General features: G+C 62.7%; 1 pseudogene. It reads left to right on the top strand.

The window, feature by feature from the left end:
- Positions 1-163: pseudogene (locus tag EOD29_RS33310) on the top strand (polysaccharide deacetylase); the annotation flags it as partial.
- Positions 164-255 lie beyond the last annotated feature (92 nt).

Genomic DNA, 255 nt, shown 5'->3' with positions numbered 1-255 from the left:
GCTCGGCTTCCATTTCGTCGAAATGAACGGCGGCGCCTACTGGCGCGCCCTCGACCGACTGGTCAGCGACGTCTGCCACCGGGCTGACGTCGCCTGCGTCAGCTATTCGGAAGCGATCCCGATGATCGAGGCGCGTGGGAAACTGCAGACGTCAGGTCTTTGATGGCGTCTGTGGAAATGCTGTAGAGGCGGCAGGTGTCTCCAGATTTCCTTGGACGAGGCGGCATGCCATGCCGCCCCTCATCTGCTTGCCGG

The organism is Mesorhizobium sp. M1A.T.Ca.IN.004.03.1.1 (assembly GCF_003997555.1).
GTDB lineage: Bacteria > Pseudomonadota > Alphaproteobacteria > Rhizobiales > Rhizobiaceae > Mesorhizobium.
Note: the sequence above shows the minus strand (reverse complement) of the source record. Positions and strands in the feature narration are given on the sequence as shown.